Here is a 21,839-nt window from a genome sequence, read left to right on the forward strand (position 1 = left end):
GACCCCCACACCGCCACCGCGCGCCGCCGGTCCGGTGGCGGAAGGCGCGCCGCCGCCCACGCCGGTCGCCTCGCCAACCGGGACGCCACCCGTCATCGTGCTGCCGACACCGCGCGCTACGCCCAGGCCTGCCGCATCCCCATCCCCCGCAGCAGACCGGCGCGCCCCACCCGAGGCGCGCGCGCCGGAACCGCGATCGGCAACGCCTTCTCCCACCCCCTCCCTCACGCCCTCCCCGGCCGCTTCGGCAACACCGGAGCCGCTGCCCGAAGCTGCGGCCTCCGCCGTGCCCGAACCCGAAACCGCGCCTTCAGGGGCGCCTGTCGCCAGCACGCCGGATACCAGCGGATGGCTGTGGTGGATCGGCGGCGGCGCGCTGGCGCTCGCGGTGCTGGCGCTGGCTGCCTGGGCGCGACGGCGGCGGCCAGCCGCTCGGGACGAGCCGGCGGAAGTGCAGGAGGCAGAGGCGGAGAGCGCGCCTTCGGTTGCAGCGATGCCGGTCCCCCGCCCCGCGCCAACGCCCCTTCCGCCGCCGCCTGCGCCCGCACCTTCCCCCGTGGCGCCCGCAGCCGCTCGTGGACTCGTGCTGACACTCGAAGCGGTGCGGCTGGGCGCGACGCTGGTCAACACCACGCTTGCCTATCGCCTGACCGCGACCAACGCCGGGCCGGACGCGCTGAGCGACATCGCGATCAGCGGCGATATGATCGCGGCGCACGCCTCGCGCTCGATGGAAGAACAACTCGGCATCGCCGGGCCGGAACTGCCGCCGATCGGCCGGATCGAACGGCTGGGGCCGGGCGAAAGCGCCGTTCTGGAAGGCGAATTCCGCCTGCCGCTGGACGCGGTCACGCCGATTCGCCATGGCCAGGCGCAGCTTTTCGTGCCGGTGGCGCGGTTCGATGCCTGGGCCAGCGACAGCGCGCACCGCGCCGTGTCGGCCCGGGCCGCGTTCCTGGTCGGGCAGGATAACGCTACGGCATCCGACCGTCTCCAGCCGTTCCGGCTCGACCTTGGTCCGCGCGTGTGGGACGCGATCGGGCAGCGCGCGCTCGAAATACCCGAAACGCTCTGAATCGTTCGTTTTTCAGTCTCGACGCGTCTTGGCCGCCTGCCTAAGTATAAGGGGAATCCGCGATAGACGGATCACCCATGCAGGCAGGAACAACCACGATGGATCCCTTGGTCTCGACCCAGTGGCTCGCGGACGAAATTGGCGCGAGCGATTTGCGCATCGTCGACGCGAGCGCGTTTCTTCCCGAGCAGAAACGCAATCCCGCGCTGGAATACGAAGCCTGCCATATTCCCGGCGCGGTCTTCATGGACCTCGCGAATCTGGTCGACACCACTGCGCCGGTGCCCAACACCCTGCCATCGGCCGAAAAGTTCGCCAGCCGGATGCAGAGCCTGGGGCTGGGCGACGGCAGCCGCATCGTGCTCTACGATGACAGCCCGGTGAAAAGCGCCACGCGCGCCTGGTTCATGCTGACCATGTTCGGGGCGCAGAACGTCGCGCTGCTCGATGGCGGCATCGCCAAGTGGAAGGCCGAGGGCCGCCCCTGCGCGCAAGGGCGAGAAACGCTGCGGCACCGCCACTTCACGGTGTGGAGCGACGAAAGCCACGTCCGCTCCAAGGCCGACGTGCTGCGCAACCTGAAGGACCGGCGCGAACAGGTGGTCGACGCGCGCGGCGCCGGGCGCTTTACCGGCGAACAGAAGGAAACCAACCCGGCCTTGGCCAGTGGGCACATCCCCGCCTCGCGCAACGTGCCCTATGCCAGCCTGTTCCGGCCGGACGGAACCTGGAAAAGCGCCGACGAGATCCGCGCGCTGTTCGACGCGGCCGGAGTGGACCTGTCGCGCCCGCTGATCAGCTCGTGCGGATCGGGCATGACCGCCAACGTGCTGATCTTCGCGCTGCACCTGATCGGCAAGGACGACGTCTCGCTCTACGACGGCAGCTGGTCCGAATGGGGCGCCGATCCGGCGACGCCGAAGGAAACCGGGCCGCAGCCCGCCGTGCAGCCGGCCTGAACTGGCGCCTCGAAAGCCCGCGCAAGGTTTGCTAGGGGCCGGCGATGAGCAGCACGCGCGACGATCGTCCCCTGAAGCCCGCCACCCGCCTCGCCGCCGCCGGCCGGCGGCCCGAATGGACCGGCACCGCCGACCAGCCGGGCGCGGTGGTCAGCCCGGCGGTATGGCGCGCCAGCACCCATCTCTACCCCGACATGGCCGCGCTGCGGCAGGGCGGCGCGCGCAACGAGGACGGGCGGTTCTATTACGGACGCCGCGGCGCGCCGACGCAATGGGCGCTGTGCGAGGCGCTGACCGAACTGGAGCCGGGCGCGGCCGGCACGGTGCTCTATCCCTCGGGCGTGGCCGCCATTGCCGGCGCGCTGCTGACGGTGCTGCGCCCCGGCGACGTGTTACTGCTGACCGACAACGCCTATGAGCCCAGCCGCGCGATGGCGCGCGGACTGCTGCGCGATTTCGGCGTGGAAACGCGCTGGTTCGATCCGTGCGACACCGTCGCGTTCGAGGCGGCGATCTGCGAACGGACGCGCGCCGTGCTGCTCGAATCGCCCGGCAGCCTGACCATGGACGTGCAGGACGTGCCCGCCATGGCGGCGATCGCCCGCGCGCGCGGGATCGTCACCGTGTTCGACAACACCTGGGCCGGGCCGCTTGGTTTTCCGGCGCTGGAAAGGGGCGTGGACATCACGGTGATGTCGCTGACCAAGCATGTCGGCGGCCATTCCGACGTGATGATGGGCAGCGCTGCGGCCGGGGCGGAGTGGTACCGCAAGCTGCGGCTGCGCGCGCAGGGGCTGGGGCAGGTCGTCTCGCCCGACGACGCGGCGCTGGTGCTTCGGGGCCTGCGCAGCATGAACGTGCGGCTCGACCGCGAGACCGCAAGCGCGCTGGCCATCGCGCAATGGCTGGAAACGCGGCCCGAAGTGGCGCGGGTGCTGTGCCCGATGCTGCCGGGATCGCCGGGGCATGATCTGTGGACGCGCGATTTCACCGGGGGCTGCGGCCTGTTCAGCTTCGTGCTGAAAGGCGGCACCAGCGCGGCGCGCGACGCGCTGATCGATGCGCTGGCGCTGTTCGGCATCGGCTATAGCTGGGGCGGCTTCGAAAGCCTGGCGACGCCGGTCGATCCCGCCAGCATCCGCACCGCCTCCGCCTGGCCGCTGCCGGGCATGGACGCCGCCGACCGCTTCGGCGTGCGCCTGTCGATCGGGCTGGAAGACGCCGGCGACCTTATCGCCGACCTGGAAGCCGGGCTGGCGGCCTGGGCGGCGGCGCTGTGATGCTCAATTCCGCCATGCTCGCCGCGGTCATGTCCGATTCCGCCGTCCACGGGCAGGTCGTGCACGGCTGGGCCAAGTTCCGCCGCGATACGCGCGCGTTCATGGACGTGCTCGACGATTACGGCTTCGACATCGGGCACTATCACATCTCGGTGTTCAACGCCGCGAAGATGGTGCTGGTGGTCGTGGCGATGTTCATGATCGCGCGGCTGGGCAGCCGGATCGCGCGGCATCTGTTCTCGCGCATGACAAGCCTCGACAGCGCGCAGCAGGTGCTGGGCGAAAAGCTGGTTTCGCTGGCGGTGTGGGTCTTCGCCTTCCTGCTGGGCATCGACCTGCTGGGCATCAGTCTGACCGCGCTGACGGTCTTTTCCGGCGCGTTCGGCCTTGCCATCGGCTTCGGCCTGCAGAAGACCTTCGGCAACCTGATCGCCGGAATCATCCTGCTGATGGACCGCTCGATCAAGCCGGGTGACGTGATCGCGGTCAACGACGGCAAGGGCAGCAGCTTCGGGCAGGTCCGCAAGATCGGCATCCGCGCGGTCTCCGTCGCCACGCGCGACAACCGCGAATACCTGATTCCGAACGAAAACCTGATGACCAGCCAGGTCGAGAACTGGTCCTATTCCTCGCGCGAGGTCTCGATCCAGATCCCGGTGGGCATCGCCTATGGCAGCGACATCGATCTGGCCGAACGGCTGATGCTGGAAGCCGCGCGCGGGGCGAACCGGGTGCTGGCCGACCGCCCGCCCGGCGTACTGCTCAGCGCCTTCGGTCCCAATTCGATCGACATGGTCATCGTGTGCTGGATCGGTGATCCGGAAGAGGGCGTGGGCAACGTCCGCTCCGAAGTGCTCAAGCGGGTGTGGCACCTGTTCCGCGAGAACGGCATCGAGATCCCCTATCCCCAGCAGGACGTCTCGCTCAAGGATTCGGAAGGGCTACGCCGGCTGGCCGATGCGCTGGCGGCGCGGCATGAGGCGCGCGATCCGCCCGAAACCGGCCCCGCGCAGTGAAGCGGCAGGGCGGGATAGTTCGCCCCTAAAGTTCGCCCCTAAAGTTCGCCTAGGCGGCCCCCAAACCATTCTCGCTGGTGCGAAAGGGCGGGCGCGCCCATCTGGCCCTCATGAAGAATCCCGCCCCCACTCCCGGAACGGTCTATCTGGTCGGTGCCGGCCCCGGCGATCCCGACCTGCTGACTCTGCGCGCCGCGCGGTTGCTGATGCGCGCCAAAGTGGTGGTGTATGACGGGCTGGTCGATCCTGCCGTGCTGGCCATGGCGCCGCGCGGCGCGCGGTTCGTCTCGGTGGCCAAGCAGCGCTCCCGCCACACGATGAAGCAGAGCGACATCAACGCCCTGCTGGTGCGCGAGGCGCGGCAAGGGCATGACGTGGTGCGGCTGAAAGGCGGCGATCCGTTCGTGTTCGGGCGCGGCGGCGAGGAAATGGAAGCCTGCGAGGCCGCCGGCGTGCCGGTGGAAGTGGTCCCCGGCGTCAGCGCGGCGCTAGGCGCGGCGGCGGCGGCGCGCATCCCGCTGACCCACCGCGAGAACGCCAGCATCGTCAGCTTCGTGGCGGGCCAGTGCAAAGGGTTATCCGACCAGAACTGGGCGGGCCTTGCCGGCGTGGGCCGCACGCTGGTGATCTACATGGGCGTCGCCACCAGCGAGGCAATCGCGGAGAAGCTGATCGCGGACGGGCTTGCGCCCACCATGCCGCTGGCCGTGGTCGAGAACGCGGCGCGGCCAGACATGCGCGTGCTGCGCGGGCCGCTCGCCGGCCTGGGCGATCTGGTCGCGCGCGAAAAGGTCAAGAGCCCGGCGCTCATCATCATCGGTGAGGTCGCGGCGCGGGGAGAAACGATGGAACTTGCGAAGATGGCCCGGGCGGCCGGGGAGACGGTGCTGTGAAAGTCCTGACCGGCAACGATCTCAAGACCGGGGACGTGATCTGGTGGACCGGCGAAGGCTGGTCGCGCCACGTCAACGATGCGGTGGACGCGGGGGAACACCCCGAAGCGATCCTCGCGCGCGAGGAAGCCGCGCAGCGCGTGGTCGGCTCCTACGCCATCGATGCATCGGTGACCGGCGAAGGCGTGCGCCCCGCGCATATCAAGGAACGCATCCGCGCGCTTGGCCCCACCGTCCGGCTCGACCTTTCCCTCAAGCCCGCCGACCCCGCCGCCGGCAACTGGGTGATCTGACATGTACCAGTATGACCAGTACGACCAGGCCATGGTCGATGCCCGCGTCGCGGAGTTCCGCGACCAGGTGAGCCGCCGCCTGGCCGGGGAAATGACCGAGGACCAGTTCAAGCCGCTGCGCCTGAAGAACGGCCTCTACCTCCAGCTGCACGCCTACATGCTGCGCGTGGCGATACCCTATGGCACGCTCAATTCCGCGCAGATGCGGATGCTGGGCGATATCGCCGACAAGTACGACCGCGGCTATGGCCACTTCACCACGCGCCAGAACATCCAGTACAACTGGATCAAGCTGGAAGACGCGGGCGATATCCTGGCCGACCTTGCCAGCGTGGAAATGCACGCGATCCAGACCAGCGGCAACTGCATCCGCAACACCACCGCCGACCAGTTCGCCGGCGCCGCCGACGACGAGGTGGAAGACCCGCGCCCCTATGCGGAACTGCTGCGCCAGTGGTCCACGTTCCATCCGGAATTCGATTACCTGCCGCGCAAGTTCAAGGTCGCCATCATCGGGTCCGACACCGATCGCGCGGCGATGAAGCTGCACGACATCGGCATCCAGATCGTGAAGAACGAGGCGGGCGAGATCGGCTGCCGGTTCTACGTCGGCGGGGGCATGGGCCGCACGCCGATGATCGCCCCGGTGATCGGCGATTTCGTGCCGCCGCTGCAGATGATCAGCTATCTGGAAGCGTGCCTGCGCGTGTACAACCGCTATGGCCGACGCGACAACAAGTACAAGGCGCGGATCAAGATCCTGGTCCACGAGATCGGCGCGGACGAATACCGCCGCCAGGTGGAAGAGGAATTCGCCCATATCCTGACGCTGGGGCTGGAACCGCCGCCGGCCGAGCTGGAGCGGATCAAGGGCTATTTCGCCGATCCGGGCTTCGAGACCGGCCTGTCCGAGGACGTCGACCGCAGCGATCCCGATTTCGCGCTGTGGCTGGACCAGAACGTCCACGCGCACAAGCAGCCGGGCTATGCCATCGTCACCATCAGCCTGAAGCCCACCGGCGGCATTCCGGGCGATGCCAGCGCCGACCAGATCCGCCTGATGGCCGATCTCGCCAAGGCGCATTCGTTCGACGAACTGCGCGTGACCCACGCGCAGAACATCGTGCTGCCCCATGTGAAGAAGGCCGATCTCTACGCGCTGTGGCAGAAGCTGGACGCGGCGGGCCTCGCCAGCGCCAATCTGGACCTGATCAGCGACATCATCGCCTGCCCCGGCCTCGATTATTGCAGCCTCGCCAACGCCCGCTCGATTCCGGTGGCGCAGAAGATCAGCGAACGCTTCGCCGATCTGGGCCGCCAGCGCGAACTGGGCGAGCTGAAGCTGAAGATTTCGGGCTGCATCAACGCCTGCGGGCACCACCACGCCGGCCACATCGGCATTCTGGGCGTGGACCGCAAGGGCGTGGAGAACTACCAGCTCCTGCTCGGCGGATCGGAAGGCGCGGACACCTCGCTCGGCACGATCACCGGCCCCGGCTTCAACGAGGACGGCATCGTCGATGCGGTGGAGAAGGCTACCGACGTCTATCTGGCCCAGCGCACCGACGGGGAGCGCTTCCTCGATACCTACCGCCGCATCGGCATGGCCCCGTTCAAGGAGGCGATCTATGGTTGAGAACGCGCTGCGTTATCGCGATGACGAACCTGTGGCCGATCCTGCCGTGACCGTGGACGCCTTCGCCGAACAGACCAACGCCTCGGCCGTGCGGATCGAACCGGGTGACGATGCACGCATCCTGCTGCCGCATCTCGGCCGGCTGAGCCTCGTCGAAGTGAACTTCCCGGCCTACACCGACGGGCGCGGCTATTCGGCGGCGCGCATCCTGCGCGAACACGGCTATGACGGCGAACTGCGTGCGGTGGGCGACGTCCTGCTAGACCAGCTTTCGCACATGCGCCGCTGCGGCTTCGACAGCTTCGCGCCCAATCAGGCGATCGATCGCGCGGCGGCGGACAAGGCGCTGGCTACCTGGCCGGAGGTCTACCAGAAGACGGTCGATGGCCGTGCGGTGATCTGGGCCAAGCGGCACGGGCTGGCCTGACATGGCGGAAACGGCGGCGCGCAAGCAGGATGCCCGGGCGCAGGGCCGGCGCGTCGATCGGATCGACACCGCGCCGCGCTTCACCGAAACCGACGCGATCCGGCTGAACAACCTGTTCCGCGGCAGCGACACGCAGGACATGCTGCGCGGCGTACTGCGCGACCGGCTGGCCGGCGATCTTGCCGTCGTGTCCAGCTTCGGCGCGGAAAGCGCGGTGCTGCTCCACCTGATCGCGCAGATCGATCCGGCCACCCCGGTGCTGTTCCTCGAAACGCACAAGCATTTCCCGGAAACGGTCGCCTATCGCGACGAACTGGTGGCGCACCTGGGGCTGACCGGGCTGCAGATCGTGGAGCCGGACGCCGAGGTGCTCGCGAAGAAGGACGACAACGGCCTGCGCTGGTCGTGGGACCCGGACGGTTGCTGCGAAATCCGCAAGGTCCAGCCTCTGGCGAAGGCGCTGCTGCACTTCGATGCCTCGATCACCGGCCGCAAGGGCTTCCAGTCTGCCACGCGCGCGGGGCTGCCCCGCTTCGAGATCGATCATTCCGACGCGCAGGGCCGCCTGAAGATCAATCCGCTGGCGAGCTGGACCAAGGACGACCTCGAAGGCTGGATGGACCGGCATGGGCTGCCGCGCCATCCGCTGGTGGCGCTGGGCTACCCCTCGATCGGCTGCGCGCCCTGCACCAGCAAGGTCGCCCCCGGCGAAGACCCGCGATCGGGCCGCTGGAAGGGCTGGGACAAGACCGAATGCGGCATCCATGTGCCGGGATCGACTGACAGCAGTTCCGGCATCGACGACGTGCCGCCGGGATACGATCCGATCTTCTGAGGTCGTTCTAGGTCGTAAAGACGCTCAATCGAGCGCCTCGAGCCATTCCGCGATCATGCGGCGCCCGGCGGACACCGCGCCCGGCCCGTGCGCCTCGTGCGCCGCGCGCAGCGTTTCCGGGCTGTGGCCGGCCGCCGCGACATCGTCCGGCGACTGTTCGATCCAGGCATCGAAGCGGGGGTCCTCGCCCATCTCCGCGTGGAATTGCAGCGCCAGCAGATTGCGCCCGCGCCGGAACGCCTGGTGGCGATAGACGTGGCTCGACGCCAGCAGTTCCACGCCTTCGGGCAGATCGAACGTATCGCCATGCCAGTGCAGCACCGGCACGCCTTCGACATGGCGCAACGGGCTGTCCCCGGCATGGACGCTGACCGGATGGAAGCCCACCTCCCGGGCGCCGCCGGGATAGACAGCAGAGCCCATGGCGGCGGCGATCATCTGCGCGCCGAAGCAGACGCCCAGCGTGGGCCGGTCCGCTTCCAGCCGCAGCGCCAGCCGGCGCATCTGGCAGCGGATCCAGGGGTGGTCCTCGTGTTCGTAGACCCCCATCGGGCCGCCCATCATGATGAGCAGGTCGGGTTCGCGCAGATCGAGCGAGCCAAAGGCCGGGTCCGACACGTCGATACGGTCGACCGCGTATCCCGCCTGCTCGATCGGGTCTCGATAGCCCGCCACCCCCTCGTGGGGAACGTGGCGAATGATCAGCGCTGTTTTCATCTTGCCTTTGGTCACCCATCCGCAATCTGGTGTCAAAACCCCGTTTCCGGGACCGGACGGCTTACAGGCCGAGCCGGTCCCAGAAGTCGGTCGCCGTGACCGCCGCCGGCCGGGGGCGCCCTTCGCCGCTGTCGCCACGCGCCCATGAGGGATGAGGCAATGGCGGCACGGCCCGACGGCGCGGAATGCGCGCCAGGGGGCCGGACCGGGACGGGGATGGTGACGACTGGGCTGCTCTCGACATTCGCATTCTCCTGTTCACGGAACACGAAGCTGGCGAGGTCGCCCGGGTTCGTGCGCTTTAGCCGTTGGTGACGCGGAGCAAGCTGACATCCATCAAAAGCCGCGGTCCGGACGGCGAAGGGAGAGGGAAGCGTCGCCCGGACGCCTTATATCTACCTAATCAGTTGAGTTTATCAAGAACAGGCTTGCTTGGGCCGGACAAAGCCTGGCTTTGCCCGCGCCGATTCCTGCGGAACATGGTTCAGGTGCCACCGCAAACAGCAGGGCTTCGCAGCGCTCTGGCGGGGCAAGCAATGGTAAACAAAGGTCTTTTTCAAGGACGCCGCACGGCCCGCTCTTAACCACTTTTTAGCCAGACCTGGTGTATCCCCATTAAACACAATCCTGCGGAACAACACCGATGGTCTCTGCCGAATATCAACAGGTCGATTTGAGCCAGCGCCGTAAGGCGCGCCGCACACAGGTGGCTGCCGACGCCAAGGTGAGCGGCGACATGCTGGGCAGCGCGCTGTGCAAGATCGTGGACATTTCCACGCACGGATCGCGGATCGAAACCTATTCCGAACTCAGCCCCAACGCCGACATCTGCCTGCGCATTCCGCCGAACATCCTGGTCGATGCCAAGGTGGTCTGGACAAACGGCTATGTTTCCGGCTGCCAGTTCCTCAAACCCATCGCCGAGGACCTGCTGGAAGCCGTTTTCGGCATCCTCCCTCAGGGCCGCGCCCACGCGCATTGACGTCCGACCTTCCCGAGCTTCCTCCCGAGACCCCTCCGGATCACCGTCCGGAGGGGTTTTTGCATGGCGATCGCCGCGAACGGGCGGAAAAGGGGCCAAAACGCGAAGGCCCGCCACGCAGGCGGCGTGGCGGGCCAGCTTTCCTCCCCAGGAAAGTTCCGTGCGGGATCAGCGCCCCATCGCGCTGCCGAGCCGGTGGTAGAGGTTAGAGAACTTCACCGATTCCGGCTGGTCCTCGATCGCCTTCAGATAGTGCAGTACGGCTTCGCGGATCAGCTTGAAGTCCTCGGTCGAGAGGACCGCGCGGGCACGTGCAGGTTCAGCCATGGTGGGTCTCCTTCTTGGATCTTCGGGGCTTGATTGCCGCGAGGATTGCTTTGCCAGTCCGCCGGGGCTTAGGCGGCGAACTGGTTCATCGTGTTGTGGGCGCCGCCGGCCTTGAGCGCGGCTTCCCCGGCGAAGTATTCCTTGTGGTCGTCGCCGATGTCGGAGCCGGCCATGTTCTGGTGCTTCACGCAGGCGATGCCCTGGCGGATTTCCTCGCGCTGGACCTGCTTCACGTAGCCCAGCATCCCCTCTTCGCCGAAATAGCGCTTGGCGAGGTTGTCGGTGCTGAGCGCGGCCGTGTGATAGGTCGGCAGCGTGATCAGGTGGTGGAAGATGCCCGCCTCGCGCGCCGCGTCCTTCTGGAAGGTGCGGATGCGCTCGTCGGCCTCGACGCCAAGCTCCGTGCCGTCGTAGTCCACGCTCATCAGGCGCGCCCGGTCATAGGCGGAAACGTCCTTGCCGGCCGCTTCCCAGGCATCGAACACCTGCTGGCGGAAGTTCAGCGTCCAGTTGAAGCTGGGCGAGTTGTTGTAGACCAGCTTGGCGTTGGGGATCACCTCGCGGATGCGGCTGACCATGCCGCCGATCTGGCCGATATGCGGCTTTTCGGTTTCGATCCACAGCAGGTCCGCGCCGTTCTGGAGCGAGGTGATGCAATCGAGCACGCAGCGGTCCTCGCCGGTTCCCGGACGGAACTGGTAGAGGTTCGAAGGCAGGCGCTTGGGCTTCACCAGCTTGCCGTCGCGGGTGATCAGGACGTCGCCGTGGCCAAGGTTGGCGGTATCGACGTCCTCGCAATCGAGGAAGCTGTTGTACTGGTCGGCGATGTCGCCCGGCTCGCGGACGAAGGCGATCTGCTTGGTCAGGCCGGCACCCAGCGAATCGGTGCGCGCCACGATGATCCCGTCATCGACGCCCAGTTCCATGAAGGCATAGCGGACGGCGCGGATCTTCGCGAGGAAGTCCTCGTGCGGCACGGTGACCTTGCCGTCCTGGTGCCCGCACTGCTTCTCGTCCGAAACCTGGTTCTCGATCTGGATGCAGCAGGCGCCCGCCTCGATGAACTTCTTGGCCAGCAGGTAGGTCGCCTCGGCATTGCCGAAGCCGGCGTCGATGTCGGCGATGATCGGCACCACGTGGGTTTCGAACTCGTCGATCTTGTGCAGCAGGCGGTGGGTGTTGACCGCGTCGCCCGCGGCCTTCGCCGCATCCAGATCGCGGAACAGCATGCCCAGCTCGCGCGCGTCGGCCTGCTTCAGGAACGTGTAGAGTTCCTCGATCAGCGCGGGAACGCTGGTCTTTTCGTGCATAGACTGATCCGGGAGCGGGCCGAACTCGCTGCGCAACGCGGCAACCATCCAGCCCGAAAGATAGAGGTAGCGGCCCTTGGTGGTGCCGAAGTGCTTCTTGATGGAGATCATCTTCTGCTGGCCGATGAAGCCGTGCCAGCAACCCAGCGACTGCGTGTAGTTCGCGGGATCGGCGTCATAGGCAGCCATGTCGCGGCGCATGATCTTGGCAGTGTAGCGGGCGATGTCGAGACCGGTGTGGAAGCGGTTCTGGAGGCGCATCCGCGCGACCGATTCCGGTTCGATGCCATCCCATGTCTGCTGGAACGGGCCGATCGCCTTGCCGGCTTCGACGATGGTCTGGTGGTAGGTCATGGTATCCGATTCCCTTCCGCGTCATGCGTCTGTGCTTGAGGCCGGGATAAGGGGTCGCATCCGCGCGCGGAACCGGGCGCGCGGTGCTGTTGTCAAACTTTACAGATTTTCGTTGTAAAGTTGTACAGGCATGACAGGATGCCGCCCATGGCCAGCACGCCCCCTTCCGCCAAGTCCCCCGCCCGCCCGCTCTACCTGGGGCCGCGCATCAAGCGCCTGCGCCGCGAGCTGGGCCTCACCCAGCAGGCCATGGCCGAGGAACTGGGCATTTCCCCCAGCTACATCGCCCTGCTGGAACGCAACCAGCGCCCGCTGACCGCCGACCTGCTGCTGCGCCTGGCCCGCGCCTACAAGCTCGACATGGCGGACCTCGCCGCCGACGAGCGCGACGATTACGCGCGGCGGCTGGGCGATGCGCTGCGCGATCCGATCTTCGCCGATATCGATCTGCCCGCGCTGGAAGTCGCCGATGTCGCCACCAACTTCCCCGGCGTGACCGAGGCCATGCTGCGCCTGCATGGTGCCTACCTGCGCGAACAGCAGGCGCTGGCAGCGCAGCGCGGCCAGGGCAGCGGCGATCCGGCGGCGGACCCGGTGGGCGAGGCGCGGCGCTTCGTGGCGGCGCGGCGCAACTATTTCCCCACGCTCGATTCCAAGGCCGAGGAACTCGCCGCGGAGATCGAGCGCGCCGGCGGTGGCGCGGAATGGCTGCGCCAACAGGGCGTGCGCGTGCGCTTCCTGCCGCCCGACGTGATGATGGATGCGATCCGCCGCTATGACCGGCACAACGAACAGTTGCTGCTCGACGATACGCTGCCGCCGGCCAGCCGCGCCTACAACATCGCGTTGCACATCGCCTATACCGCGCTGCGGCCCGAAATTTCGACGATCATCCGGGGGGAAAGCTTCGCCAGCCCGACCGCCGCCAACCTCGTGCGGCGCGCGCTGGCGGGCTATGCCGCCGCCGCGCTGGTCATGCCCTATGACCGGTTCGCCCGCGCGGTGGAAGCGCGGCGCTATGACATCGAGGCGCTGTCGGGCCTGTTCGGCACCAGCTTCGAACAGGTCGCGCACCGTCTGACCACGCTGGGCCGACCGGGGCAGGAGCGCGTGCCGTTCTTCTTCCTGCGCGTGGACGCGGCGGGCAACGTGTCCAAGCGGCTGGACGGTGCGGGCTTTCCCTTCGCCGCGCATGGCGGCGGCTGCCCGCTGTGGAACGTCCACACCGTGTTCCGCACGCCCGGCGAGATCGTCACGCAATGGCTGGAACTGCCCGACGGCCAACGCTTCTTCTCGATCGCGCGGACGGTGGTTTCGGGCGGCGGCGGGCACGAGCGGCCCCGGACCACCCGCGCCATCGCGCTCGCCTGCGCCGCCGAACACGCCGGGAAGCTGGCCTATGCCGCCGGCGCCGATGCCCAGAGCGTATCCGCCACACCCATCGGAGTTACCTGCCGCCTGTGCCACCGGGCGCAGTGCACCGCGCGCGCCGAACCGCCGATCGGCCGCGAGATCCTGCCGGATGACTACCGCCGCGCGGCCGAGCCCTTCGCGTTCGCGGAAAGCTGAGAGCCGGGACCGGCTGCGCGGTATGGCCAACCCCGCCAGCGCTTGCAGCGGGGGCAGCGGGGGGCTATCGGCCGCTTCCCTGTCCGTTCCGCCGCAAAGGCACCCCCATCCCGTGTCCAAGATCATTCCCCTTGCCGACGTCGATCCCGCGCTGGTCGAGCAGCTGCTCGATACCGCCTTCGAGCCGGAACGCCGCCAGCGCACCGCGTACAAGGTGCGCGAGGACACCGAATGGCTGCAGGGCCTGTCGTTCGCCGCGCTGGACGATGACGACATGCTGGCGGGCACGATCCAGTGCTGGCCGGTGGCGCTGAACGACGGCGCCGGCCGCGCGCACCCGATGATCATGGTCGGCCCGGTGGCGGTGATGCCCGCGCTGCAGGGCAAGGGCTATGGCCAGGCGCTCGTCACCGCCAGCCTGACCGCGATCGATCCCCGCGCGCCGCTGCCGCAGGTGATGATCGGCGATCCGGAATACTACGGCCGGTTCTTCGGCTTCGCCAACGCCCACACCGGCGGCTGGCGCCTGCCCGGCCCCTATGAGCAGCACCGCCTGCTGTGCCGCACCGCCAATCCGGCGGTGTTGCCGGCGGAAGGCATGCTGGGGCCTTGGCGCGGCTGATCCGATCTGGCATCGGAATCGCGATGCCCTATACCCCGCCCCCCGAACTCGCGGCCATGTCGCTCGCGGAACTGGCCGAGGCTCACGCCGAACGCCGGTTGCCCCCGCTCGACCAGTGGGCTCCCGCACGCACGGGCGACAGCCACATGCGGATCGCGGCGGACGGCACGTGGTTCCACGAAGGATCGCCGATCCGCCGCCCGGCCATGGTCCGCGCCTTTTCCGGTCTGCTGCGGCGGGAAGCGGACGGCGGGCACTGGCTGGTCACCCCGTTCGAGAAGCTGTCGATCGCGGTCGAGGACGCGGCGTTCGTCGCCACCGACATGCAGGTGCGGCACGAGGACGCGCGGAACCGGCCGGTGCTGGCCTTCCGGCTCAACACCGACGACGTGGTGCTGGCCGGGCCGGAGCATCCGTTGCGCGTGGCCGGCACCGCCGAAGTCCCCGCGTTCTACCTGGCCGTGCGCCACGGCGCGGAAGCGCGGCTCAACCGCAGCACCTATGGCCAGCTGATCGATCACGCGCTGGACGTGTCCGGAGAAGGCGCACTCGCGGTGGAAAGCATGGGTGCGCGCTTCCCGCTGGTGCCCGCCGCATGAACGCATCGCTGCTCGACCGGCTGACCGCGCTCTACGCCGATGGGCACAGCCGCGCGCTCGATGACCTTTACAACGACTGGCGCGCCCCCAGCGAAGGCGCGCTGCGCGATGCCGCCGTGCTGATCGCCGTGACCGACCGGCGGGACCACCCCGACGGGCCGGGCGTGCTCGTCACCCACCGCCCCTCGCACATGCGCGCGCATCCGGGGCAGGCGGCGTTTCCGGGTGGCAAGCTGGAGCCCGGCGAAACCCCTATCGAGGCGGCGCTGCGCGAGGCGGAGGAGGAACTGGGCCTTCACCGCCGTCATGTGACCGTGATCGGCGCCACCGATTCCTTCCGCACCGGCACCGGATACCACATCACCCCCGTCCTCGCGGTCGTGCCCGAAGGGCTGGCGCTGGAACCCAATCCCAACGAAGTGGCCGAATGGTTCGAACCGCCGTTCGGCTTCGTGCTCGACCCCGCCAACCACATCCGCAAGACCGGCTTTCACAACGGCATCGAGCGCGCCTACCTCGAAATCATGTGGCACCAGCATCGCATCTGGGGCGTCACCGCCGGGATCATCGCCAACCTTTCGCGCCGGATCGCGTGGGGCGCATGACCAGCCATCTGCCCGCCGCCCCGTGGACGCAGCGCGCGGACCTCGCCGCGCTCGTCTCCGCGCTCGATCCGCTGGCGCAGGGCAATTGCCGCTATGTCGGCGGCGCGGTGCGCGACACGCTGCTGGACGCCCCGGTCAAGGACATCGACATGGCGACCCAGCTGGTGCCGCAGGAAACCATGGCGCGGCTGGAAGCGGCCGGCATCCGCACCATTCCCACCGGCATCGTCCACGGCACCGTCACCGCGCTGCTGCCCGAAGGCGGGGTGGAGATCACCACGCTGCGGCGCGACGTGTCCACCGACGGCCGCCACGCCACGGTCGCCTTCTCCACCGCATGGCGGGAGGACGCGGCGCGGCGCGATTTCACGATCAACGCGCTCTATGCCGATCCGCGCACGCTGGCGGTCACCGATTTCTTCGGCGGGCTGGACGATCTGGCGGGGCGCCATGTCCGCTTCATCGGCGAGGCGGAGCAGCGCATCCGCGAGGATTATCTGCGCATCCTGCGTTATTTCCGCTTCCAGGCGCGCTTCGGCACACTGCCCGCCGATGCCGAGGCGGAACGCGCCTGCGCGGCGCTGGCGGCGGGGATGAAGGGCCTTTCGCGCGAACGTATCGGCTGGGAACTGCTCACCCTGCTCGGCCTGCCCGATCCCGCGCCCACGGTGCGGCGCATGGCGGAGCTGGGCGTGCTGGCGCAAGTGCTGCCGGAAGCGACAGCAGCGGGCCTCGACAGCCTCGCGGCGCTGATCGCCAGCGAACGGCGCGAAGGGCTGGCGCCCGACGCCCTGCGCCGTCTGGCCGCGCTGCTGCCCGCCGATCCGCCCGTGGCCGAACAGGTGGCGGCGCGGCTGCGCCTGTCGATCGCCCAGCGCAAGCGGCTGGCCACGGCGGCGGCGCGCGACGGCGCGGTGTCCGATCCGCGCGGCCTTGCCTACCGCCTGGGGCGCGAAGAAGCGCTGGACCGGCTGCTGCTGGCGGGCGCCTCCACCATGCCGCTCACCGGCTGGGATGTGCCCCGTTTCCCGCTCAAGGGCGGCGAAATCGTGGCGCGCGGGGTCGGCAAGGGGCCGGACGTGGCGCGCATCCTGCGGGCCGTGGAAGCGCGCTGGATCGCGGAAGGCTTTCCCGACGCGGCGCGCGTGGGCGCACTGCTGGACGCGGAACTGGGCTGACCTGACCTTTCGGTTTCGCGCGGAGGCGTGAAGGTGGCTTGAGCGCCTGCAGAGCGGCCTAAGGGGACAACATCGCCCTCCATCGTCATTGCGAGGGGCGCAGCCCCGCGGCAATCCAGAGTGGCATGCACGCCGGGCTTTGGATTGCTTCGCTGACGCTCGCAATGACGAAGCAGGTAGAAAGGCTACAAGCCGGTCATCACGCCTCTGCGCCCTCGCGCGAACCGAGACGCACTACCCTCGCCACTCCCGCCGCTCCTCGGCGGCGCGCAGCACTTCGTAGGAGAGTTGCAGGGCATGAAACGCCTTGGCGGCTTCGGCATCGCCCGGCCGCACGTCGGGGTGGACTTCCTTGGCCTTGGCGCGCCAGGCCTTCTTCACCGCTTCGAAATCGGCGTCCGGGTCCAGCCCCAGCACTTCCAGCGCCCGCAATTCGTCGCGGCTGCGCGTGCCGTCGCCCGATCCGCCCCACTGGCTCCACGCCGACTGGCGATAGGCCTCGCCCGTCGCGCGCTCGGACTGCTCGCGCTGTTCGGCCTCTTCCTTGTCCAGCCCTTCGAAATAGTTCCAGCCGGCGTTGTATTCGGCCGCGTGCTTTTCGCAGAAGTACCAGCGATCCGGGCTGTTGGGCGATTTGGGCGCGGGGCAATCGCCCTTCTCCTCGCACCCGGCGCGATCGCACAGGCGCACGGTCGCCGCCTCGCTCGCAGCGCCATACCCGCGCCAGCGCGGGAAACCCCAATCCACCGATCGTCGTTGACGGGCCATCACTTCTTCTTTTCGTACCAGTCCAGATAAGTGCCCAGCTGGGCATCGGAAGGGCTCAGCGCATTGCGCGCCAGCCGCGCCCAGTATTTGGCTTCCTTTACCGATACGGCAACCCCCTTCCCGGTGGCATAGAGCCAGGCCGTGGCGGCCATGGCCACCGGCCGGTTGTCCTGAGCCGCGCGCAGACAGTTGGCGAAGACCGTTTCGGGCTTCTGCTCGGGCGCGGTGCCGGCTTCAAGCTGGCACAGCCAGTTGTCGGCCGAACGGCTGCCGGCAGCAGCCAGCGCCGCCAGCCGCGTCCGCGCCGCATCGCGTTCACCGCCATAGTACCCCAGCGCATAGGCCGCATAGGGGTAGTCCGCCCCGGCCGCGGTCCGCCACAGGGCCATCGCCCGCGCCCGGTCCTGCTCGGGCGGAGAAGCGGTATAGAGCATGTAGGCGAGGTTCGACTGCGCCTTGGCATAGCCAGCCTCCGCCGCCTGGGCATAGACGCGCAGGGCTTCCGCGCGGTCGCCGGGACGATCGCCCAGGAATTGCAGGAAATAGGCATAGACGGTCAGCACCGCCGGGTTTCCGCCCCGCGCCGCATCGGCCAGAAAGCCCCGCGCGCCGGCGAGATCGCGCGGCACGCCCAGGCCGAGGTAGAGCATCGTGCCATAGACATACTGCGCCATCTCGTCGCCGCTGCCGGCAAGCGCGGCAATCTGTTCAGGCCGCGCCCGCTTGAGCACGCGGGCGGCCAGGATCGGGCCGTCCTCGCGCGCCAAATCGTCGGGCGTAATGACCGCGATCGCCGCGCGGGCTTCGGCCATCGCGGACGGGGCGGCCGTCGGGGCGGGCGCGGCTGCGACCGCCGCGGCGCGGCGCAGGTAGAACCGGTTCTGGTCCGGCAACTGGCCATAGGGAATCGGGCTTTGCACCCCGTAGGGAAACCGCTGCGTGCCCGACTTCACGTCTTCCATCACGAAGCCGATGTAGTCCGTCAGGTTCACGCCTGGCGTGGCGAGCCAGTCGACCACGGCGCTGGCGAAGGGGCTGTTGGTCCCGGTGGGGAACGGCCGCGCATCATAGGCCACGCTGCCGCGCGCGGTGGAATAGAACACGACCCCGCTGAACCGGTCCGGCAGGCCGATGAAGCCGGGCGGGCCATCCGGCCCTTTTTCGTCGGCATCGACGATGCGCACGATCGCGGCGCGGCTGCGACAGGCATCGAGGAAGGCAACGGGGTGTCTGGAACGATTGGCGGCGGCCAGCGGCTCCGCCAGATTGACGAACAGGCCGCGCAAGTTGGCGCGGCTGGTTTCGGTAGGCGCATCGGACGGTACGAGGTAGTTGTCGCCCGCATATTCGAAGCCGTGCCCGGCGAAATAGAACACCGCGGTCTCGGCCTTCTCCGCCAGATCACCGAACAGCGCGACGGCCGCCGCAAGGTCATCGCGCGAGGCATCCTCCAGCAGGATCACGCGGAAGCCGCTGGCGGCGAAGGCCGCGCAGACCTGCCGCGAATCCGATCGGGCGTTGTCGAGCTGGTCCCAGTGCTGGTCGAGGTAACGGCGATTGCCGACGACGAGCGCCACCCGATCGCTGGCGATGTCGGCATCGCACCGCGGCGACGGCGGCGCGGCCGCCATGGCCGGACCGGCCAGCGCCTGCGCCAGCAGGAACAGGGCAAATGCCAGAACCTTCCGGATCATTCCTGCATCTCCATGCACGCCACGGCCTCCCGCTTGCCGCGCCCCCTCTAAAAGCAACGTCCCGGGGCAAGGCTTGTCAAGCCATGCCCCGGGACAGCCGTTGTTGGGAAGCCATTTTATGCCGCCGCCGCGATAGGTCGCGGCGGCACACGCGGGAAACGCCTTACTGCACCGTCACCGTCACCGCGCGGCGGTTCTTGGCCCAGCTTTCCTCGTCAGAACCCAGCGCGATCGGGCGTTCCTTGCCATAGCTGACCGTGGTGATGCGCGAGGCATCGATGCCCACGCTGGTCAGGTAGTTCTTGGCGGCATTGGCGCGGCGTTCGCCCAGCGCGATGTTGTAATCGCGCGTGCCGCGTTCGTCGCAGTGTCCTTCGAGGGTGATCTTCTTGTCGGGATAGCGCGCCAGCCACTGCGCCTGGCTTTGCAGGATGGCCTGCGACTGCACGTCGACGTTGTAGCGATCCGTGTCGAAATGGATCGTGTCGGACGTCACCGAAGCCACGAAATCCTCCTGGCTGCCGGGCATCGGGCCAGCCGGGGTCGTTACCGGGGGCGTGGTGGTGGTCGTCGTCGTGGTTGGGGCCGGCGGCAGTTCCTTCGGCGCCTTAGGCGCGCAGGCGGCGAGCGTCAGGCTGGTGACCAGGACACTGGTGATCAGGATCTTGCGATGCACAGCATTCTCCTTGTGCAAGAGAGGATACGGGGGAGGAAAAAGCGGGACGAACGCAGATGTTTGGCAATAGGTACGATGGAGCGAGCGAAAAGTGCGACGGAAAGCGCCTTGATACAACCCCCTGTGGCCCGTTGCGTTCCGTTACGGCAGCACCGGCCCCCAGGCCGGGTCCGATCCGTCGACGGGGGTGTTGAGCTTGCGCTCGTTGCGGCCGGTCAGGTCGACCTGCCAGATGCCGGTGCGGCCGCTGTTCCGTTCGGTGCGGAAGAACTGGATGATGCGGCCGTTGGGCGACCAGGTCGGCGCCTCGTCCTGCCAGCTGTCGGTCAGGTCGCGCAGGCCGGTGCCGTTGGGGCTCATCACGGCGATGCGGAAATTGCCGGCGATGTGCGTGAAGGCGATCTGGTCGCCGCGCGGGCTCCATTCGGGCGTCGCCGCCCGGCCGCCGAAGAAGCTGATGCGCTTCTGGTTGGATCCGTCCGCGTCCATCACATAGACCTGCTGGCCGCCCGAACGGTCGCTTTCGAACACGATCTTGCTGCCATCGGGCGAATAGCTGCCGCCCACGTTGATGCCCGGCGTGTTGGTCAGCTGCTGCGATGCGCCGCCGTTGGCCGAGACGCGATAGATGTTGGTGTTGCCGCCGGTGGCCATGGAATAGAGGATCCACTTGCCGTCGGGCGACCAGCGCGGCGCGAAGGTGGGGTTGGTGCTCTGCGTCACCAGCCGCTGCTGCCCGGTGCCGATATCGTAGATGTAGATGCGCGGCGCGCCGTTCAGGTAGCTGAGATAGACGATCTGGCGGTAATCGGGCGAATAGCGCGGGGTCAGCGCGGTGGCCTGCCCGTTGGTGATGAAGCGGTGGTTCGCCCCGTCCGAATCCATGATCGCCAGCTGCTTGCGACGATGGTCCTTCGGGCCGGTTTCGGCGATATAGGCGATCTTGCTGTCGAAGAACGGGCTTTCGCCGGACAGCCGTGAATAGACCATGTCGGCGCACTTGTGCGCGGCGCGACGCCATTCCTCGGGCTTCACGATATAGCCCTGCCGGCCCAGCTCGCTGCCCAGCTGCACGTCATAGAGATAGCAGCCCACGGTCAGGCGGCCATCCGGGTTGCCCTTGACGAAGCCCTGCACCAGCATTTCGGCCGAACGCCCGCGCCAGCCGTCGAACGCGGGCGCGGTCACTTGCGCGAAATCGATCGCGGGCAGCGCGTCCGGCCCCACCGGCTTGAACAGGCCGTTGTTCTTGAGATCGTTGTAGATCACCCGCGCCAGGTTCTTGCCCAGCGCGGCGGTGTTGCCGCCATCGGCCGACGTCGGCACCGCCTGGTCGGTGGCGAAGGTGGGAATGGCGATGCCCAGGTCCTGCCAGGCATTGTCGTCGGTGACCGAGCCGGTCAGGCCGCCATCGTCATGCGGTGCGCCAGAGGAATTGGGGGCGGGTGTGGGAGCGGCCGAGGGCGGCAGCAACTGCGCCTGCGCGAAAGCCGGCGCGGCGATGCCGAGCGGCAGCAGGGCGAGGCTGAACAGAAGGACGGTCTGGCGCGAGGTCATTGGGACAACTTCCTGTCGAAGCGGAACTGCGCGATGCGCTTCCAGCCATTGTAGTATTGTGCGGGGAGGTTGAAAGGCGCGGCAAGCTGCACCGCGCGGATCGCCATTTCGGCATGGCGCTGCGCCTGCGGGCGGTTGGCATCGGTGATGCCGGATTGCTGGACGACGCGCGGCCGCCCGGCCAGCGAACCATCGGGATTGAGATCCCAGGCCAGGATCGTCACCAGCAGGTCGGCATCGGCCCCCTGCGGCGCGGTCCAGTGCGGCTTGATCTGGCGCGAGATCGAACTGGCGAGCGACGAGCGCACCTCCGGCCCAAGCGTAGCGGCGGGCGGCGTGTGCGCGGTGCCGGGGGGGGTCGCGCCGGCCACGCCCTTGAGGAAATCGCTGCCGACGAAGCTGCCCCCCGCTGGCGCATCGGGCCGGCGGCGCGGACGGTCGTCACCGGCGCGCGCGGCCGTCGCCTG

General features: G+C 68.3%; 23 protein-coding genes and 1 pseudogene. 15 read left to right on the plus strand and 9 right to left on the minus strand.

Features of this window, described 5'->3' with window-relative positions:
• Positions 1-228 (minus strand): hypothetical protein (locus tag EH199_RS21220; RefSeq protein ID WP_223806832.1); only part of this gene is annotated, 228 nt, incomplete at its 3' end.
• A gap of 58 nt (positions 229-286) precedes the next feature.
• Between EH199_RS21220 and EH199_RS21225 the strand changes: the two genes are divergently transcribed.
• The 9 genes from EH199_RS21225 to EH199_RS21265 all read left to right on the plus strand — a co-directional run bounded on the left by EH199_RS21225 (position 287) and on the right by EH199_RS21265 (position 8,414).
• The gene (locus EH199_RS21225) at positions 287-1,075 is read left to right on the plus strand and encodes a hypothetical protein (RefSeq protein ID WP_124811106.1); all 789 of its coding nucleotides are present in this window, start codon (positions 287-289) and stop codon (positions 1,073-1,075) included.
• Between the two features lie 98 nt (positions 1,076-1,173).
• Entirely contained in the window at positions 1,174-2,034 is an 861-nt protein-coding gene (gene sseA / locus EH199_RS21230) for a 3-mercaptopyruvate sulfurtransferase (RefSeq protein ID WP_124811107.1), read from the plus strand.
• A gap of 44 nt (positions 2,035-2,078) precedes the next feature.
• The gene (gene metC / locus EH199_RS21235; RefSeq protein ID WP_124811108.1) at positions 2,079-3,314 is read left to right on the plus strand and encodes a cystathionine beta-lyase; all 1,236 of its coding nucleotides are present in this window, start codon (positions 2,079-2,081) and stop codon (positions 3,312-3,314) included.
• Entirely contained in the window at positions 3,314-4,330 is a 1,017-nt protein-coding gene (locus EH199_RS21240) for a mechanosensitive ion channel family protein (protein ID WP_370449712.1), read from the plus strand. The genes metC and EH199_RS21240 overlap by 1 nt, the downstream gene beginning before the upstream one ends.
• A 110-nt stretch (positions 4,331-4,440) precedes the next feature.
• Entirely contained in the window at positions 4,441-5,223 is a 783-nt protein-coding gene (gene cobA / locus EH199_RS21245) for a uroporphyrinogen-III C-methyltransferase (RefSeq protein WP_124811109.1), read from the plus strand.
• Positions 5,220-5,516 (plus strand): DUF2849 domain-containing protein, encoded by a 297-nt coding sequence (locus EH199_RS21250; protein ID WP_124811110.1) that lies wholly within the window; start codon positions 5,220-5,222, stop codon positions 5,514-5,516. The genes cobA and EH199_RS21250 overlap by 4 nt, the downstream gene beginning before the upstream one ends.
• Before the next feature lies 1 nt (position 5,517).
• Positions 5,518-7,152, plus strand: coding sequence for a nitrite/sulfite reductase (locus EH199_RS21255; protein ID WP_124811111.1), 1,635 nt, complete (start codon positions 5,518-5,520; stop codon positions 7,150-7,152).
• A complete protein-coding gene (locus EH199_RS21260) occupies positions 7,145-7,579 on the plus strand; it encodes a DUF934 domain-containing protein (protein WP_124811112.1) in 435 nt (144 codons plus the stop codon). The genes EH199_RS21255 and EH199_RS21260 overlap by 8 nt, the downstream gene beginning before the upstream one ends.
• Position 7,580: 1 nt before the next feature.
• Positions 7,581-8,414: a phosphoadenylyl-sulfate reductase gene (locus tag EH199_RS21265; RefSeq protein WP_124811113.1), complete on the plus strand. Its 834-nt coding sequence runs from the start codon at positions 7,581-7,583 to the stop codon at positions 8,412-8,414.
• A 24-nt stretch (positions 8,415-8,438) separates the two neighbouring features.
• Here EH199_RS21265 and EH199_RS21270 read toward each other — a convergent pair whose 3' ends face one another.
• Positions 8,439-9,131 carry a glutamine amidotransferase gene (locus EH199_RS21270; protein WP_124811114.1) on the minus strand — a complete coding sequence of 231 codons (693 nt, stop codon included), beginning with the start codon at positions 9,129-9,131 and terminating at the stop codon, positions 8,439-8,441.
• Between the two features lie 643 nt (positions 9,132-9,774).
• On the opposite strand from EH199_RS21270, the gene EH199_RS21275 reads away from it, so the two are divergent.
• Complete coding sequence (locus EH199_RS21275) at positions 9,775-10,113, plus strand: PilZ domain-containing protein (protein WP_124811115.1); 339 nt, start codon at positions 9,775-9,777, stop codon at positions 10,111-10,113.
• A 168-nt stretch (positions 10,114-10,281) separates the two neighbouring features.
• Here the strand turns inward: EH199_RS21275 and EH199_RS24525 are convergent, their stop codons facing one another.
• Together EH199_RS24525 and EH199_RS21280 are read right to left on the minus strand one after the other, a co-directional pair.
• Positions 10,282-10,440, minus strand: coding sequence for a hypothetical protein (locus EH199_RS24525; protein ID WP_168196035.1), 159 nt, complete (start codon positions 10,438-10,440; stop codon positions 10,282-10,284).
• 68 nt (positions 10,441-10,508) lie between these two features.
• On the minus strand, positions 10,509-12,104 hold the full coding sequence (locus EH199_RS21280; protein WP_124811116.1) for an isocitrate lyase: 1,596 nt from the start codon (positions 12,102-12,104) through the stop codon (positions 10,509-10,511).
• A 147-nt stretch (positions 12,105-12,251) separates the two neighbouring features.
• Between EH199_RS21280 and EH199_RS21285 the strand changes: the two genes are divergently transcribed.
• The 5 genes from EH199_RS21285 (at position 12,252) to EH199_RS21305 (ending at position 16,677) form a co-directional block, all read left to right on the plus strand.
• On the plus strand, positions 12,252-13,673 hold the full coding sequence (locus tag EH199_RS21285; protein WP_124811117.1) for a short-chain fatty acyl-CoA regulator family protein: 1,422 nt from the start codon (positions 12,252-12,254) through the stop codon (positions 13,671-13,673).
• 112 nt (positions 13,674-13,785) lie between these two features.
• Positions 13,786-14,295: a GNAT family N-acetyltransferase gene (locus EH199_RS21290; protein WP_124811118.1), complete on the plus strand. Its 510-nt coding sequence runs from the start codon at positions 13,786-13,788 to the stop codon at positions 14,293-14,295.
• 23 nt (positions 14,296-14,318) lie between these two features.
• Positions 14,319-14,894 (plus strand): DUF1285 domain-containing protein, encoded by a 576-nt coding sequence (locus tag EH199_RS21295; protein ID WP_124811126.1) that lies wholly within the window; start codon positions 14,319-14,321, stop codon positions 14,892-14,894.
• Positions 14,891-15,499: a CoA pyrophosphatase gene (locus EH199_RS21300; RefSeq protein ID WP_124811119.1), complete on the plus strand. Its 609-nt coding sequence runs from the start codon at positions 14,891-14,893 to the stop codon at positions 15,497-15,499. Before EH199_RS21295 ends, EH199_RS21300 begins: the two co-directional genes overlap by 4 nt.
• Complete coding sequence (locus tag EH199_RS21305) at positions 15,496-16,677, plus strand: CCA tRNA nucleotidyltransferase (protein ID WP_124811120.1); 1,182 nt, start codon at positions 15,496-15,498, stop codon at positions 16,675-16,677. The genes EH199_RS21300 and EH199_RS21305 overlap by 4 nt, the downstream gene beginning before the upstream one ends.
• Positions 16,678-16,911: 234 nt before the next feature.
• Here EH199_RS21305 and EH199_RS21310 read toward each other — a convergent pair whose 3' ends face one another.
• From EH199_RS21310 to EH199_RS21330, 5 genes and pseudogenes are all read right to left on the minus strand, one after another.
• On the minus strand, positions 16,912-17,445 hold the full coding sequence (locus EH199_RS21310) for a DnaJ domain-containing protein (protein ID WP_124811121.1): 534 nt from the start codon (positions 17,443-17,445) through the stop codon (positions 16,912-16,914).
• Entirely contained in the window at positions 17,445-19,139 is a 1,695-nt protein-coding gene (locus EH199_RS21315) for a caspase family protein (RefSeq protein WP_124811122.1), read from the minus strand. Before EH199_RS21315 ends, EH199_RS21310 begins: the two co-directional genes overlap by 1 nt.
• A 163-nt stretch (positions 19,140-19,302) precedes the next feature.
• Positions 19,303-19,815, minus strand: a complete 513-nt coding sequence (gene pal, locus EH199_RS21320) for a peptidoglycan-associated lipoprotein Pal (RefSeq protein WP_124811123.1) — start codon at positions 19,813-19,815, stop codon at positions 19,303-19,305.
• Positions 19,816-19,956: 141 nt separating this feature from the next.
• Complete coding sequence (tolB, locus tag EH199_RS21325) at positions 19,957-21,372, minus strand: Tol-Pal system beta propeller repeat protein TolB (protein WP_124811124.1); 1,416 nt, start codon at positions 21,370-21,372, stop codon at positions 19,957-19,959.
• A pseudogene (locus EH199_RS21330) lies at positions 21,369-21,839 on the minus strand (hypothetical protein); the annotation flags it as partial. The gene tolB and the pseudogene EH199_RS21330, both read right to left, overlap by 4 nt.

The sequence above is a fragment of the Novosphingobium sp. LASN5T genome (assembly GCF_003856955.1).
In the GTDB taxonomy this organism is placed as follows: domain Bacteria; phylum Pseudomonadota; class Alphaproteobacteria; order Sphingomonadales; family Sphingomonadaceae; genus Novosphingobium.

Coding starts and splice junctions, on each gene's coding strand:
- sseA (WP_124811107.1), top strand. CDS start 1,174: ATGGATCCCTTGGTCTCGACCCAGTGGCTCGCGGACGAAATTGGCGCG.
- metC (WP_124811108.1), top strand. CDS start 2,079: ATGAGCAGCACGCGCGACGATCGTCCCCTGAAGCCCGCCACCCGCCTC.
- EH199_RS21240 (WP_370449712.1), top strand. CDS start 3,314: ATGCTCAATTCCGCCATGCTCGCCGCGGTCATGTCCGATTCCGCCGTC.
- cobA (WP_124811109.1), top strand. CDS start 4,441: ATGAAGAATCCCGCCCCCACTCCCGGAACGGTCTATCTGGTCGGTGCC.
- EH199_RS21255 (WP_124811111.1), top strand. CDS start 5,518: ATGTACCAGTATGACCAGTACGACCAGGCCATGGTCGATGCCCGCGTC.
- EH199_RS21260 (WP_124811112.1), top strand. CDS start 7,145: ATGGTTGAGAACGCGCTGCGTTATCGCGATGACGAACCTGTGGCCGAT.
- EH199_RS21265 (WP_124811113.1), top strand. CDS start 7,581: ATGGCGGAAACGGCGGCGCGCAAGCAGGATGCCCGGGCGCAGGGCCGG.
- EH199_RS21270 (WP_124811114.1), bottom strand. CDS start 9,131: ATGAAAACAGCGCTGATCATTCGCCACGTTCCCCACGAGGGGGTGGCG.
- EH199_RS21275 (WP_124811115.1), top strand. CDS start 9,775: ATGGTCTCTGCCGAATATCAACAGGTCGATTTGAGCCAGCGCCGTAAG.
- EH199_RS24525 (WP_168196035.1), bottom strand. CDS start 10,440: ATGGCTGAACCTGCACGTGCCCGCGCGGTCCTCTCGACCGAGGACTTC.
- EH199_RS21280 (WP_124811116.1), bottom strand. CDS start 12,104: ATGACCTACCACCAGACCATCGTCGAAGCCGGCAAGGCGATCGGCCCG.
- EH199_RS21285 (WP_124811117.1), top strand. CDS start 12,252: ATGGCCAGCACGCCCCCTTCCGCCAAGTCCCCCGCCCGCCCGCTCTAC.
- EH199_RS21295 (WP_124811126.1), top strand. CDS start 14,319: ATGCCCTATACCCCGCCCCCCGAACTCGCGGCCATGTCGCTCGCGGAA.
- EH199_RS21300 (WP_124811119.1), top strand. CDS start 14,891: ATGAACGCATCGCTGCTCGACCGGCTGACCGCGCTCTACGCCGATGGG.
- EH199_RS21305 (WP_124811120.1), top strand. CDS start 15,496: ATGACCAGCCATCTGCCCGCCGCCCCGTGGACGCAGCGCGCGGACCTC.
- EH199_RS21310 (WP_124811121.1), bottom strand. CDS start 17,445: ATGGCCCGTCAACGACGATCGGTGGATTGGGGTTTCCCGCGCTGGCGC.
- EH199_RS21315 (WP_124811122.1), bottom strand. CDS start 19,139: ATGATCCGGAAGGTTCTGGCATTTGCCCTGTTCCTGCTGGCGCAGGCG.
- tolB (WP_124811124.1), bottom strand. CDS start 21,372: ATGACCTCGCGCCAGACCGTCCTTCTGTTCAGCCTCGCCCTGCTGCCG.